Below are 13,040 nucleotides of genomic sequence, written 5' to 3' on the forward strand. Positions count from 1 at the left end.
GTTTTGAGAGCTGAGCATGAGCGACGAACTGCTGAACCTTAGAAACCGGATTGACAGCCTCGACGAGGAGATCCTCGCACGTCTTTCCGAGCGTGCCACCTGCGCCCAGCGTGTGGGCGAGATCAAGCATGGCAACATCTATCGCCCGGAGCGTGAAGCCCAGGTGCTGCGCCGTCTGGCCGACATCAACCCCGGCCCCTTGCCCGGTGGCGCGGTGCAGCGGATTTTTCGCGAGATCATGTCGGCCTGCCTGGCGCTCGAGCAGCCGCTGAAGGTGGCCTATCTGGGCCCCGCCGGCACCTTCTCCGAGAGCGCCAGCCGCAAGCACTTCGGTTCGGCCCCCAACTTCCTGCCCATGGCCGCCATCGACGACGTGTTCCGCACGGTCGAGCAGGGCAATGCCGACTACGGCGTGGTGCCGGTGGAGAACTCCACTGAGGGCGCCGTCGGCGGCACGCTGGACCTGCTGCTCGCAAACCCGCTCAAGGTCTGCGGCGAGGTCAAGCTGCGCATCCATCAGCATCTGCTGTCGCGTGCCGAAGGCATCGGTGGCGCCAAGCGGCTGTATTCGCATGCGCAGTCGCTCGCCCAGTGTCACGAGTGGCTCAATCGTCATCTGGCCAATCTGCCGCGCATCCCGGTGGCGAGCAATGCCGAGGCCGCGCGGCTGGCTGCGGAAGATCCTGAGTCGTGCGCCATTGCGGGCGAAGCCGCCGCCGAACTTTACGGCCTGAACAAGCTCGCATCCAATATCGAGGACGATCCCAACAATTCGACCCGTTTCCTCGTGATCGCGCATCACGAGGCCGGTCCGTCGGGCAAGGACAAGACCTCGGTGGTGTGTTCGGCGCCGAACCGGCCCGGCGCAATGTATGCGCTGCTCGAGCCGCTCGCCCGTCATGGTGTCGACATGACCAAGCTGCAGTCGCGGCCTGCCCGTGGCGGGCTGTGGGAATACGTGTTCTATGTCGACCTGCAGGGACATCAGACCGACGCCGATGTCGCCGTCGCGCTCAAGGAACTCGGCGAGCGTGCCGCCTTCGTCAAGGTGCTGGGGTCCTACCCCGTCGCCGCGATCTGAACAAGCTGGAGACAAGCATGAGTGTTGCTGGAAATGCGCCGGAGTACATCCGCGCAATCATGCCTTACCTGCCCGGCAAGCCGGTTTCCGAACTGGCCCGGGAGATGGGCATTGCCGAAGGGAGCATCGTCAAGCTCGCGTCCAACGAGAACCCGCTCGGGATGAGTGCGTGTGCCCGCGACGCGATCACCGGCGTGCTGTCGGAGGTTGCCCGCTACCCGGACGGGAATGCCTTTGCGCTGAAGGCGGCGATCTGCAGCAAGTTCGGCGTGCGTGCCGAGCAACTGGTGATCGGGAACGGCTCCAACGACATTCTCGAGCTTGCCGCGCGGGCGTTCATGGCGCCAGGTTGTGCCGCGGTGTTCTCGCAGCACGCCTTTGCGGTGTATCCGCTGGCGACGAACGCGGTGGGGGCGAAGTGTATCGAGGTGCCGGCCCGGGACTTCGGGCACGATCTCGATGCCATGGCTGCGGCGATCACGCCCGAAACCCGCATCGTCTTCGTCGCGAACCCGAACAATCCGACCGGGACCTTCCTGTCCGGCGAACAGCTTGAAGCCTTCCTCGGGAATGTGCCGCGCGATGTGCTGGTGGTGCTGGATGAGGCCTATACCGAGTATCTCGCGCCGGAGCAGTCCTATGACGCCCTTGGCTGGCTGGCACGCTTTCCGAATCTGCTGATCTCGCGCACGTTTTCCAAGGCATATGGCCTGGCGGGGCTGCGTGTGGGCTACGCGATTGCGCATCCCGAGGTGGCCGATCTGATGAACCGGGTCCGGCAGCCCTTCAACGTTTCGAGCATCGCGCTCGCGGCGGCGGAAGCAGCGCTCGGTGACGACGAGTTTCTGGCGCAGAGCGCCGAGGTCAACCGTCGCGGCATGATGCAGATCACCGGAGCACTGTCCGAACTGGGGCTGGAGTGGATTCCGTCGTCGGGCAATTTCGTGGCTTTCAGGGCAGGCGATGCGGCTGCCGTGAACCTTGGGCTGCTAAAGCGCGGGGTTATCGTGCGCCCGATCGCCGGCTACGGCATGCCCGAATGGTTGCGGGTCTCGATCGGACTGTCCGAAGAAAACACGCGGTTCATTGAGGCCTTGCGCCAGATTCTGGCGTGAGCGCCCGAGGAGAAGGTATGGCGCAGATCGGCAAACTGGTGGTGTGCGGCGTCGGTCTGATCGGCGGTTCGTTCGCGTTGGGTCTGCGCAAGGCGGGTGTGGTTGAGCGCATCGTCGGAATTGGCCGGACAGCGAGCGCGCTCGAAAGGGCGCGAGAGCTGGGCGTGATCGACGAGGTCGCCACCGACTGGGCATCTGCGCTCGATGGTGCCGATCTGGTGCTGCTTGCGGCGCCCGTCGGACAGATGGGCAGCATCATGGCGGCAATGGCGCCGCATCTCGCCCCCGGCACCGTGGTGACCGATGCCGGCAGTACCAAGCGTGACGTGATCGAGGCGGCCTACCATCATCTCGATAGCCGGTTGTCGCACGTCGTGCCGGCGCATCCGATTGCCGGCGCCGAGACCAGCGGTGTGGATGCCGCCTTCGGCGAGCTCTACCGTGATCGCAAGGTCGTGATGACCCCCTTGCCCGAGAGCGACGCTGACGCTGTGGCGCTGGTGCGGTCGGCGTGGGAGGCCTGTGGGGCAACGGTGGTCGAGATGGCGCCCAATGACCACGATAGGGTGTTCGCCGCCGTCAGCCACCTTCCGCATCTGCTCGCCTTTGGCCTGGTGCACGACCTTGCCGGTCGTGCGAATGCCGAATTGCTGTTTTCCCATGCTGCCAGCGGTTTCCGCGACTTCACCCGGATTGCCGGTAGCCATCCCGAAATGTGGCGCGACATCTGCATCGCCAATCGTCAGGCGCTGCTTGGCGAGCTCGATCAGTATCTGGCCGAACTGGCCTATGTACGCGCCCTCCTGATGGCGGGCGACGGCAAGCGACTCGAAGAGCTCTTCGACGAGGCCCGCGTTGCGCGCAATGCCTGGGCGTCGCAGTTCCCGCCTACCTCATCTGCTGAGTAAGTCATGCAATTTCTAGATCTGCCTCCCGTGCTCGAGGCCAGTGGAACGGTGCGTCTGCCGGGCTCCAAGAGCATCTCCAACCGGGTCCTGCTGCTGGCCGCGCTGGCCGAGGGCGAAACAGACATTCGTGACCTTCTGGCCTCGGACGACGTCGAACGCATGCTCGATGCGCTGCGTGCGCTCGGGGTCGACTGGCGGCATGCGCCCGGCACCAACAATTACCGCGTGCGTGGTGCCGGTGGGCCGTTTCCGGTCAAGGTCGCAGCGCTCTTTCTGGGCAATGCGGGGACCGCCTTTCGGCCACTGACGGCCGCACTTGCGCTGTCCGGTGGCAGCTATCAGCTGTCTGGCGTGGCGCGCATGCACGAGCGTCCGATCGGGGATCTGGTCGATGCGCTGCGTCAGATCGGTGCGGATATCGACTACCTCGGCAACGACGGTTTCCCGCCGCTGCAGCTGCGCCCGGCGACGATTCGGCGCGGCGGTGTGGTCAAGGTGCGGGGCGACGTCTCGAGTCAGTTTCTGACGGCCTTGCTGATGGCGCTGCCGCTCACCGGTGAAGAGGTCGCGATCGAAGTGGTGGGCGAGCTCATTTCCCGGCCTTACATCGCGATCACGCTCGATCTGATGGCGCGCTTCGGCGTACGGGTGACGCATGAGAACTGGGGGCGTTTCATCGTTCCTGGCGGTGCCCGTTATGTCTCGCCCGGCACCCTGTTCGTCGAGGGCGATGCTTCATCGGCTTCCTATTTTCTCGCCGCTGGCGCCATCGGTGGCGGGCCGGTTCGTGTCGAGGGGGTAGGCAGCAGCAGCATTCAGGGCGATGTCCGCTTTGCCGAGGCGCTGGAGCAGATCGGCGCGCGCATCAGCATGGGCGACAACTGGATCGAAGCTTCTGCGCCAGCGTCTGGTCGTCTGCGCGCCTTCGATCTCGATCTGAACCACATTCCCGATGCCGCCATGACGCTTGCGGTGGCGGCGCTCTTCGCTGACGGCCCGTGCCGGTTGCGCAATATCGCCAGCTGGCGGGTCAAGGAGACCGACCGCATCGCGGCCATGGCCATCGAGTTGCGCAAGGTCGGAGCCGACGTGGAAGAGGGTGCCGACTACATTCGCGTCACCCCGCCTGCGACGCTGCAACCCGCTGCGATCGACACCTACGACGATCACCGCATGGCCATGTGCTTCTCGCTGGTGAGCCTGGGGGGCTGCAGGGTGCGGATCAATGATCCGAAATGCGTCAACAAGACCTTCCCCGACTACTTCGCTGCGCTCTCCGGCGTCGTGACACCGGTCCCGGTGGTGGCAATCGACGGTCCGTCCGCATCGGGCAAGGGAACGGTCGGCGCCCGCGTGGCCGAGGCCTTGGGCTGGCATCATCTCGACAGCGGCACGCTGTACCGGCTCACCGCGCTGTCCGCGATCCGCCGTGGCGTCGATCTCGGTGACGCGGCGGCGCTGTCCGCGCTGGCGGCGGCCCTGCCGGCCCGCTTCGATGGCGGCCGCGTGCTGCTCGGCGACGAGGATGTCAGCGATGAGATCCGGGAAGAGGCCTGCTCGGTCGGTGCCTCCAGAGTTGCCGTGCTGCCGGCGGTGCGCGACGCCCTGTTCGGGCGCCAGCGCGACTTCAGGCAGGGGCCGGGGCTGGTGGCGGAAGGCCGCGATATGGGGTCGACGATCTTCCCCGATGCGCAGGTCAAGGTGTTTTTGACGGCCTCTGCCGAGGCGCGCGCGGAGCGCAGATATAAGCAGTTGATCGAAAAGGGTTTGCCTGCTAAGCTTGAGAGCTTGATGCAGGATCTCCGTGAACGGGATGCGCGTGATGCCGCCCGATCCGTTGCTCCATTGCAGCAACAGCCGGACGCGGTACTGCTCGATACCACTTCAATGGATGTCGATGCGGCCGTGGCTTTCGTGCTCGATCTCGTGCGGGATCGGGGACTGGCGACCGGTTGAGTTTTACCATGCCCGGGCAAGGGTGCCCGGTGCGTGTCCATCAACTTACTTTGCTTGCCGTCGCACGCCGGTTCCGGATTCTTTCTCTTTATGTCAACTGCCACCCCCGCCTTCGAAGAAAGCTTTGCCGACCTGTTCGAAGAAAGCCTTGCCCTTCAGGAAATGCGTACCGGTGAAGTCATCACCGCCGAAGTCGTACGCATCGACCAGAATTTTGTCGTCGTCAATGCCGGCCTGAAGTCCGAGAGCTATGTTCCCATCGAGGAATTCCGCGACGATCGCGGCGACCTCGAAGTCAATGTCGGCGATTTCGTCCACGTTGCGATCGATGCACTTGAAGATGGTTTCGGTGAAACCCGCCTGTCGCGTGACAAGGCCAAGCGTATCTCGGCGTGGAACGACCTTGAGAAGGCACTGAACGAAGGCACCCTGGTGAAGGGCGTGATCTCCGGTCGCGTCAAGGGTGGTCTGACCGTCATGACCAACAGCATCCGCGCCTTCCTGCCGGGTTCGCTGGTTGACATGCGTCCGGTCAAGGACACCACGCCGTACGAAGGCAAGGAATTCGAATTCAAGGTCATCAAGCTCGATCGCAAGCGCAACAACGTTGTCGTTTCGCGTCGTGCAGTGCTCGAAGAGTCGATGGGCGAAGAGCGCGAGAAGCTCCTCGCCAACCTCAAGGAAGGCACGGTCATCAAGGGTATCGTCAAGAACATCACCGACTACGGTGCGTTCGTTGACCTCGGCGGTATCGACGGCCTGCTGCACATCACCGACCTGGCCTGGCGTCGTGTGCGTCATCCGTCGGAAGTGCTCAACGTCGGCGACGAGATCGAAGCCAAGGTGCTCAAGTTCGACCAGGAAAAGAACCGCGTTTCCCTGGGCCTCAAGCAGCTCGGCGAAGATCCGTGGGTGGGCATCTCCCGCCGTTACCCGCAGAGCACCCGCCTGTTCGGCAAGGTCACCAACATCACCGACTACGGCGCCTTTGTCGAAGTCGAGCAGGGTATCGAGGGCCTGGTTCACGTGTCCGAAATGGACTGGACCAACAAGAACATCCATCCGACCAAGGTTGTCCAGCTGGGCGACGAAGTCGAAGTGATGATCCTCGAAATCGACGAAGACCGTCGTCGTATCTCGCTGGGCATGAAGCAGTGCGCTTCGAACCCGTGGGACGATTTCGCCCTGAACCACAAGAAGGGTGACAAGGTCCGCGGCCAGATCAAGTCGATCACCGACTTCGGTGTGTTCATCGGTCTGGAAGGCGGCATTGACGGCCTGGTTCACCTGTCCGACCTGTCGTGGAGCGAGTCCGGTGAAGATGCCGTGCGCCGCTTCAAGAAGGGTGACGAGGTTGAGGCCATCGTTCTGGCAATCGACGTCGAGCGTGAGCGTATCTCGCTGGGCATCAAGCAGATGGAAGGCGACCCGTACACCAACTTCATCGCTACCCACGAGAAGAACAGCCTCGTGACCGGTACGGTCAAGTCGGTGGAAGCTCGCGGTGCCGTGATTGCGCTCGGTGAAGAAGTCGAGGGCTACCTGCGTGCTTCCGAAGCGGCTGCTCATCGTGTTGATGATCTGACCTCCGTGCTGAAGGAAGGCCAGGAAATCGAAGCAGTTGTGATCAACGTTGATCGCAAGACGCGTTCGATCAACCTGTCGATCCGTGCCAAGGATCAGGTTGAGCAGTCCGAAGTCATGAACAAGATGGCCTCCGAAAGCGCTGCTTCGTCCGGCACGACCAACCTCGGTGCGTTGCTCAAGGCCAAGCTGAACGAGCAGAAGCAGTAATCTAACCGATCATGACCAAATCGGAGCTGATTGCCCAGCTGGCGGCACGTTTCCCGCAGCTGGTGGCAAAGGATGCCGATTACGCGGTCAAGATGATTCTCGATGCGATGACCGACGCGCTGGCGCGTGGTGATCGCATCGAGATCCGCGGGTTTGGAAGTTTTGCGCTGAACTATCGTCCTCCCCGAACAGGACGCAACCCCAAGTCCGGTGATAAGGTGCACGTGCCTGAAAAGTACGTACCGCACTTCAAAGCCGGCAAAGAGTTGCGCGAGCGGGTGGATATTGGCGGTTGACCGCGCGGCGATCGGTGGAATGAATCAGGGAAGGCGGCTTAGGCTGCCTTCTTTTTTGTCATGTGCTCGGGGATAATGTCGATATGCGCGCATTGATGTGGTTACTCCGCCTCGTTTTGTTTTTTCTCCTTTTCGGCTTCGCGGTCAAGAATGACCAGCTGGCGAGCCTGAGATTCTTCTTCGGCAGTGAGTGGCAGTTGCCCATTGTCTTCATCATCCTGATTGCATTTGCGGCCGGCTCCCTGCTGGGTGTGACGGCAACTTTCGGTTCCCTGTTGCGGCAGAAGCGTGAGATCTCACGCTTGCGCAAGCAGATTGACCGGGCAAAACGCGAGCGTGCAGAGTCGCCCGTTCCCGTCGCCGAAGCCCAGGCTCCCGAGACACTCTGACATCTATGGAAATCGAATTCTGGTGGCTGCTTGCGCTGCCACTGTTTTTTGCCTTGGGCTGGCTGGCGGCACGCATTGACATCCGGCAGGTCGTCCACGAGTCCAGAGCCTTGCCCCGCTCCTATCTGAGCGGGTTGAATTTTCTTCTCAATGAACAGCCCGACAAAGCCATTGATGCCTTTGTCGAGGCGGTGCGCATCGATCCGCAGACCATCGAGCTGCATTTCGCGCTTGGCAGTCTGTTTCGTCGTCGTGGCGAGACCGATCGTGCGATTCGCATGCACCAGCTCCTCGTTGATCGGGAAGATCTGTCCGAAGAACAGCGCCTGCAGGCGCTCGGCGAGCTCGGACAGGATTTTCTCAAGGCCGGTCTGCTCGATCGGGCCGAAGCCGTGTTCATGAGACTGCGTGGCACGCGCGCCGACGATGTCGCGCTGCGTTATCTGCTCGAGATCTATCAGCAGGAAAAGGACTGGGCCAAGGCGATCGAGATTGCGGGCTTCCTGACCGATCACGACAGCCTGCACTGGCGCACGGACGTAGCCAACTTCCATTGCGAACTCGCGACCCAGGCGCTGGCCAGTTCCCGCTTCGACGAGGTTCGTCGGCATGTGGAAGAGGCGCTGGCGATCAACCGCCGCTGCGTGCGTGCGAGTCTGATTCAGGGCGACCTTCTGCTTGCCGAAGGGCGTGACGAGGATGCGCTCGAGGCATGGAAGCGGATCGAGAGTCAGGATCCGGTCTATCTTGCGTTGGCGGCGCAACGGGTCATGGATGTCTATGGACGGCTGGGTCGGATCGAACAAGGTCACCAGTTGTTGCGTTCCTGGCTTGAGCGCCACCCCTCGCTCGATCTGCTCGATGAGCTCTTCCACTGGGAAATCGACAAGCTTGGCGCCAAGGCGGCCTATGATCTGGTGCGCGAGGAGCTGCGTCGCAATCCGACCCTGCTGGGGCTGGACAAGCTGCTTGAGGCTGCCTTGCTGACGGCGCCGAGCGAGTTGCGGGGCGACATCGACATGATCAAGCAGCTGATCCACGGTCATACCCGCAAGGTTGCTCGCTACCGTTGCGACGCCTGCGGGTTCAAGGCGAGACAGTTTCACTGGCGGTGTCCGGCCTGTGGCGGCTGGGAGACGTATCCGCCGCGCAGGACCGAGGAATTCGATCTTACGCCGTGAGCCTCCGGTTCCGGCATTGATGAGGGAAGTCGCATGAAGGTTACGGTTGTCGGTACGGGGTATGTGGGGCTCGTCAGCGGTGCGTGCCTTGCGGATGTCGGCAATGACGTGCTCTGCCTCGATGTGGATCCGAACAAGATCCGCATCCTCGAGGAGGGTGGGATTCCGATTCATGAGCCGGGGCTGCTCGATGTGGTTCGACGCAACGTCGAAGCCGGGCGTCTTTCGTTTACGACTGACGTCGAAAAGGCTGCGCGTTTCGGGACCATACAGTTCATCGCCGTCGGTACGCCGCCCGATGAGGACGGCTCGGCCGATCTGCAGTACGTGCTCGCGGCGGCGCGCAACATCGGGCGCTACATGGATGATTACCGGGTGGTGGTCGACAAGTCCACGGTGCCTGTCGGTACCGGTGACAAGGTGCGTGCCGCCATTACCGAAGAGCTTGGCAAGCGTAAGGCCGCGATTGAGTTCTCGGTGGTGTCGAACCCCGAGTTCCTGAAGGAAGGTGCGGCAGTCGACGACTTCATGCGCCCCGACCGCATCATTGTTGGCGCTGACGATGAGCGTGCCATCGACTTGATGCGTCAGCTCTACGGTCCCTTCCAGCGCAACCATGAAAAGCTGCTGGCAATGGATGTAAAGAGTGCCGAGCTCACCAAGTACGCGGCGAACGCGATGCTGGCGACCCGTATCAGCTTCATGAACGAGCTGGCCAATCTGGCCGAGACCCTGGGCGCTGACATCGAACTCGTGCGTCAGGGCATCGGTTCCGATCCGCGTATCGGCTGGCATTTTCTCTATGCAGGTTGCGGCTACGGCGGTTCCTGCTTCCCGAAGGACGTGAAGGCGCTGGTGCGTACCGGGCGCGAGAGCGGGCACGACCTGCTGCTGCTCAACGCGGTCGAAGCGGCCAACGATGCACAGAAGATGCTGCTTGTGCGCAAGATCGTGGCGCGTTTCGGAGAAGACCTCAGCGGGCTGCATTTCGGCCTGTGGGGACTCGCGTTCAAGCCCAATACCGACGACATGCGCGACGCCCCCAGCCGGGTCATCATCCGCGAACTGTTCGAGCGTGGCGCCACCGTGACGGCCTACGATCCGGTGGCAATGGACGAGGCAAAGCGGATCTTCGGCGACGAACCGCGCCTGCGCTATGCCCAGCGCCCGATGGCCGCAGTGGAGGGGGCGGATGCGCTGGTGATCGTGACGGAATGGAAGGAGTTCCGCAGTCCCGATTTCGATGCAATCTGCCAGACACTGAAGAGCGCGGTCATCTTTGATGGGCGCAACATGTACGATCCCGCCGTGATGCGCAGAATCGGCATCGAATACCACGGTATCGGTCGCCGCTGAGCTCAGGCGCTGGCCTTGCAGGTCTGAAAGGGTAATCAAATGGAATTCAAGACGCTCGAGGATTACGTTGGGCAGACGCCGCTGGTTCGACTCAAGCGAATCGAGGCGGGGCGCAACAATTTGATCCTGGCCAAGCTCGAGGGCAACAACCCGGCGGGATCGGTAAAGGACCGGCCGGCGCTGTCGATGGTGATGCATGCCGAGGCGCGGGGGGCGATTCATCCCGGTGACTGCCTGATCGAGGCCACCAGCGGGAATACCGGCATCGCACTGGCGATGGTTGCGGCGATGCGGGGCTATCGCATGATTCTGGTCATGCCGGAGAACCAGAGCGTCGAGCGACGACAGACCATGCGGGCATTTGGCGCCGAACTGGTGCTCACCCCCAAGGAAGGCGGCATGGAAATGGCGCGCGACGTTGCGGTGAAAATGCGCGACGAGGGGCAGGGCGTCATTCTCGATCAGTTCGCGAATCCGGATAACCCCCTGGCACACTACGAGGGCACCGGCCCCGAGATCTGGGAGCAGACCGGCGGGCGCATCACGCACTTCGTCAGTTCGATGGGGACGACCGGCACCATCATGGGAACCTCGCGTTTCCTGAAGGAACAGAATCCGGCCATCCAGATCGTGGGTTGCCAGCCGGAAGAGGGGTCGCAGATCCCCGGTATCCGGAAGTGGCCGGAAGCCTACCTGCCGAGCATCTACGAGAAGCCGAGGGTCGACCGGCTCGAGTACGTTGGGCAGGCCGACGCCGAGGAGATGACCCGCCGACTGGCGCGGGAAGAAGGCATCTTCGCAGGCATCTCGTCCGGCGGCTCCCTGCATGTGGCGCTGCGCCTCGCTCAGGAAGTCGAGAATGCGGTCATCGTGAGCATCGTTTGCGACCGGGGTGATCGTTATCTGTCGACGGGCGTTTTCCCGGGCTGAGCGTCCGCTCTGGTGCCATGCATGGCGATGGCTGTGCGTGGCGCTGCTGTCCCTGCCCTTGACGGCGGCTGCGCTCGGCACCCTTGTCCTCGCGGTCGATCGCGTCGAGCATCCAGCCTTTGCCCTGCAGGGGCTTCAGTTCAGTTTTCCCGCCGGCGGGCGCGCGAGCCTGAGTATCGGGCACTTGCGTGTGGCCGATCGGCACTGGCGCAATGTGCGGCTCGATTGCGCGCGCGGCAGTCTCGACGGCGCAGTCGTGCGCTGCGAAGACGGCGTGTTCCGTCTCCCCGGGTTCCCGCACCCACTTCAGGTCTCGTTCCGGTTCGATCTCTCCGCCCGCACGGGCACGCTCGGTCTCGGCACCCCGGACGGTGCGCGGTTGAATGCGCACCTGCTCGGCGATGGCAGTGTGCGGGCGAAGCTGCTTGGGCTGGATCTCACGGCGCTGCCTGCGTGGCTGCCGCTGCTCAAGGCGTGGTCTCCGGCGGGACGATTCGATGGTGAGCTCGAGTGGCATCCGACCCGCATGTTCGAGCTCACGGGGCGTCTGGCGGGTGGCGCTTTCGGATCTGCAGATGGTCTTCGCGCCGCGGAGAAGCTTGCGCTCGATGTGCGTGTCGATGCGGCGCTGAAGTCAGGCGGCTGGGAGTGGGAGGCTGAACTGGGCTGGGGGGAGGGCGCGGCCTACCTGCACCCCGTTTTCATCGAGGCCGGCCCGTCGCTGCGCGCTCACGGGCAGTTGCGACAGGGCGTGCTCGAGGTCCGCGAGGCGTCGGTGGCGCTCGCGGGTGTCGAACAGCTCGCGGCTTCTGCGTTGCTCGATCTGCGCACGGGGCAGTTGGACCGCCTCGCGATCTCGCTTGCCGGTGCCGATCTGGCGCTTGTCGGGCCGCGCTGGCTGGCGCCCCTGGTGGCGCCTGCAGCAGGGGCGCGTTTGCGTTTTGCAGGGCGGGTCAGTGGTGCGCTGGAGTTCGAGCGCGGTCAGCTGCGCTCGCTCGATGCGGTCTTCGATGAGGCCGGCTTCAGCCTTGCTGGCGGCGACGGTGGTCCGGGGCTGGCCTTCGGGCCGCTGAGCGGCCATGTGCCATGGCGGCATGGCCTGCCGACCCGCGGCACGCTGCAGGTGGGCGGGGGGCGCTGGCAGAAGCTCGCGCTGGGCGCTTTCGATCTGGGTGTCAGCATCGACGATCGCACGCTGCGTGTCGACCGGCTCCGCATTCCGTTGCTCGACGGCGGCCTCGTCTTCGACGGCATGGTCCTGCATGCCGGCGATGCAGGCTGGACGGGCGAGGGCAGTCTGGTCATCGAGCCGGTGTCGATGCGCCTGCTCACCGATGCGCTGGGGCTGCCATCGATGTCCGGCGTGCTGTCGGGCTCGATACCGGGCTTGCGTGCCTCGCCGGCTGAGGTCGTGCTCGACGGGACCACCGTGGTATCCGTCTTCGATGGCTATCTGCGGGCGACCGGGCTCAGGGTGCTCGAACCCTTTGGTGTGGGCTCGCACCTCACCGGCGACATCGAGGCGCGTCACCTTGATCTTGCGCAGCTGACCGAAACCTTCAGCTTCGGCAGCATTACCGGCTTTGTGGACGCCGACGTTCGCGGGCTGGAGCTGGTGCGCTGGCGTCCGGTCGGGTTCGATGCCAGGGTGAGCAGCAGCGCCGGGCGGTATCCGCGGCGTATCAGTCAGCGTGCGGTACAGAACATCAGCGCGCTGGGCGGTCCGGGGGCGATGGCAGCGATTCAGCGCAGTCTGCTCGGCTTCTTCGATACCTTTGGCTACAGTGAGATCGGGCTTGGCTGTGTCCTGAAAGCGGGAGTGTGCGAGATGAGCGGCATTGGTGACGGCGCGGAGGCGGAGCGCTTCGTGATCGTCAGCGGTGGTGGAATCCCGGCTCTGGATGTCATCGGCTACAATCGACGCGTGGATTGGCGCGAACTTGTCGAGCGCCTTCAGCGCGTCATCGAAGGCAATGCTGCCGCCGAAGTGCGCTGAACCGGGCGGTGCGAAGTGCCGCGTAACGAAGGAGGTGA

General features: G+C 63.5%; 11 protein-coding genes. All 11 read left to right on the forward strand.

The window, feature by feature from the left end; translation table 11 throughout:
* Window positions 1-16 precede the first annotated feature (16 nt).
* The 11 genes from pheA to CEW83_RS00590 all read left to right on the forward strand — a co-directional run bounded on the left by pheA (window position 17) and on the right by CEW83_RS00590 (window position 13,002).
* On the forward strand, window positions 17-1,081 hold the full coding sequence (pheA, locus tag CEW83_RS00540) for a prephenate dehydratase (protein ID WP_108947600.1): 1,065 nt from the start codon (window positions 17-19) through the stop codon (window positions 1,079-1,081).
* A gap of 17 nt (window positions 1,082-1,098) precedes the next feature.
* Window positions 1,099-2,196, forward strand: a complete 1,098-nt coding sequence (gene hisC / locus CEW83_RS00545) for a histidinol-phosphate transaminase (RefSeq protein WP_108947601.1) — start codon at window positions 1,099-1,101, stop codon at window positions 2,194-2,196.
* Between the two features lie 17 nt (window positions 2,197-2,213).
* The gene (locus tag CEW83_RS00550) at window positions 2,214-3,104 is read left to right on the forward strand and encodes a prephenate dehydrogenase (RefSeq protein WP_108947602.1); all 891 of its coding nucleotides are present in this window, start codon (window positions 2,214-2,216) and stop codon (window positions 3,102-3,104) included.
* A 3-nt stretch (window positions 3,105-3,107) separates the two neighbouring features.
* Complete coding sequence (locus CEW83_RS00555) at window positions 3,108-5,060, forward strand: bifunctional 3-phosphoshikimate 1-carboxyvinyltransferase/cytidylate kinase (RefSeq protein ID WP_108947603.1); 1,953 nt, start codon at window positions 3,108-3,110, stop codon at window positions 5,058-5,060.
* A 90-nt stretch (window positions 5,061-5,150) separates the two neighbouring features.
* Window positions 5,151-6,854, forward strand: coding sequence for a 30S ribosomal protein S1 (rpsA, locus tag CEW83_RS00560; RefSeq protein ID WP_108947604.1), 1,704 nt, complete (start codon window positions 5,151-5,153; stop codon window positions 6,852-6,854).
* An 11-nt stretch (window positions 6,855-6,865) separates the two neighbouring features.
* Window positions 6,866-7,150, forward strand: coding sequence for an integration host factor subunit beta (locus tag CEW83_RS00565; protein WP_108947605.1), 285 nt, complete (start codon window positions 6,866-6,868; stop codon window positions 7,148-7,150).
* Between the two features lie 83 nt (window positions 7,151-7,233).
* Entirely contained in the window at window positions 7,234-7,539 is a 306-nt protein-coding gene (locus tag CEW83_RS00570; protein WP_108947606.1) for a LapA family protein, read from the forward strand.
* Window positions 7,540-7,544: 5 nt separating this feature from the next.
* Window positions 7,545-8,720, forward strand: coding sequence for a lipopolysaccharide assembly protein LapB (gene lapB, locus CEW83_RS00575; protein WP_108947607.1), 1,176 nt, complete (start codon window positions 7,545-7,547; stop codon window positions 8,718-8,720).
* A 33-nt stretch (window positions 8,721-8,753) separates the two neighbouring features.
* Window positions 8,754-10,076: a UDP-glucose dehydrogenase family protein gene (locus tag CEW83_RS00580; RefSeq protein WP_108947608.1), complete on the forward strand. Its 1,323-nt coding sequence runs from the start codon at window positions 8,754-8,756 to the stop codon at window positions 10,074-10,076.
* 39 nt (window positions 10,077-10,115) lie between these two features.
* Window positions 10,116-11,006 (forward strand): cysteine synthase CysM, encoded by an 891-nt coding sequence (gene cysM / locus CEW83_RS00585; protein ID WP_108947609.1) that lies wholly within the window; start codon window positions 10,116-10,118, stop codon window positions 11,004-11,006.
* Between the two features lie 37 nt (window positions 11,007-11,043).
* Complete coding sequence (locus CEW83_RS00590) at window positions 11,044-13,002, forward strand: hypothetical protein (protein WP_234418947.1); 1,959 nt, start codon at window positions 11,044-11,046, stop codon at window positions 13,000-13,002.
* Window positions 13,003-13,040: the final 38 nt, after the last annotated feature.

This window comes from Parazoarcus communis (genome assembly GCF_003111645.1).
In the GTDB taxonomy this organism is placed as follows: domain Bacteria; phylum Pseudomonadota; class Gammaproteobacteria; order Burkholderiales; family Rhodocyclaceae; genus Parazoarcus; species Parazoarcus communis_A.

What these genes read in the sequence shown, in the direction of transcription:
- pheA (WP_108947600.1), top strand. Translation starts at nt 17, where the DNA reads ATGAGCGACGAACTGCTGAACCTTAGAAACCGGATTGACAGCCTCGAC.
- hisC (WP_108947601.1), top strand. Translation starts at nt 1,099, where the DNA reads ATGAGTGTTGCTGGAAATGCGCCGGAGTACATCCGCGCAATCATGCCT.
- CEW83_RS00550 (WP_108947602.1), top strand. Translation starts at nt 2,214, where the DNA reads ATGGCGCAGATCGGCAAACTGGTGGTGTGCGGCGTCGGTCTGATCGGC.
- CEW83_RS00555 (WP_108947603.1), top strand. Translation starts at nt 3,108, where the DNA reads ATGCAATTTCTAGATCTGCCTCCCGTGCTCGAGGCCAGTGGAACGGTG.
- rpsA (WP_108947604.1), top strand. Translation starts at nt 5,151, where the DNA reads ATGTCAACTGCCACCCCCGCCTTCGAAGAAAGCTTTGCCGACCTGTTC.
- CEW83_RS00565 (WP_108947605.1), top strand. Translation starts at nt 6,866, where the DNA reads ATGACCAAATCGGAGCTGATTGCCCAGCTGGCGGCACGTTTCCCGCAG.
- CEW83_RS00570 (WP_108947606.1), top strand. Translation starts at nt 7,234, where the DNA reads ATGCGCGCATTGATGTGGTTACTCCGCCTCGTTTTGTTTTTTCTCCTT.
- lapB (WP_108947607.1), top strand. Translation starts at nt 7,545, where the DNA reads ATGGAAATCGAATTCTGGTGGCTGCTTGCGCTGCCACTGTTTTTTGCC.
- CEW83_RS00580 (WP_108947608.1), top strand. Translation starts at nt 8,754, where the DNA reads ATGAAGGTTACGGTTGTCGGTACGGGGTATGTGGGGCTCGTCAGCGGT.
- cysM (WP_108947609.1), top strand. Translation starts at nt 10,116, where the DNA reads ATGGAATTCAAGACGCTCGAGGATTACGTTGGGCAGACGCCGCTGGTT.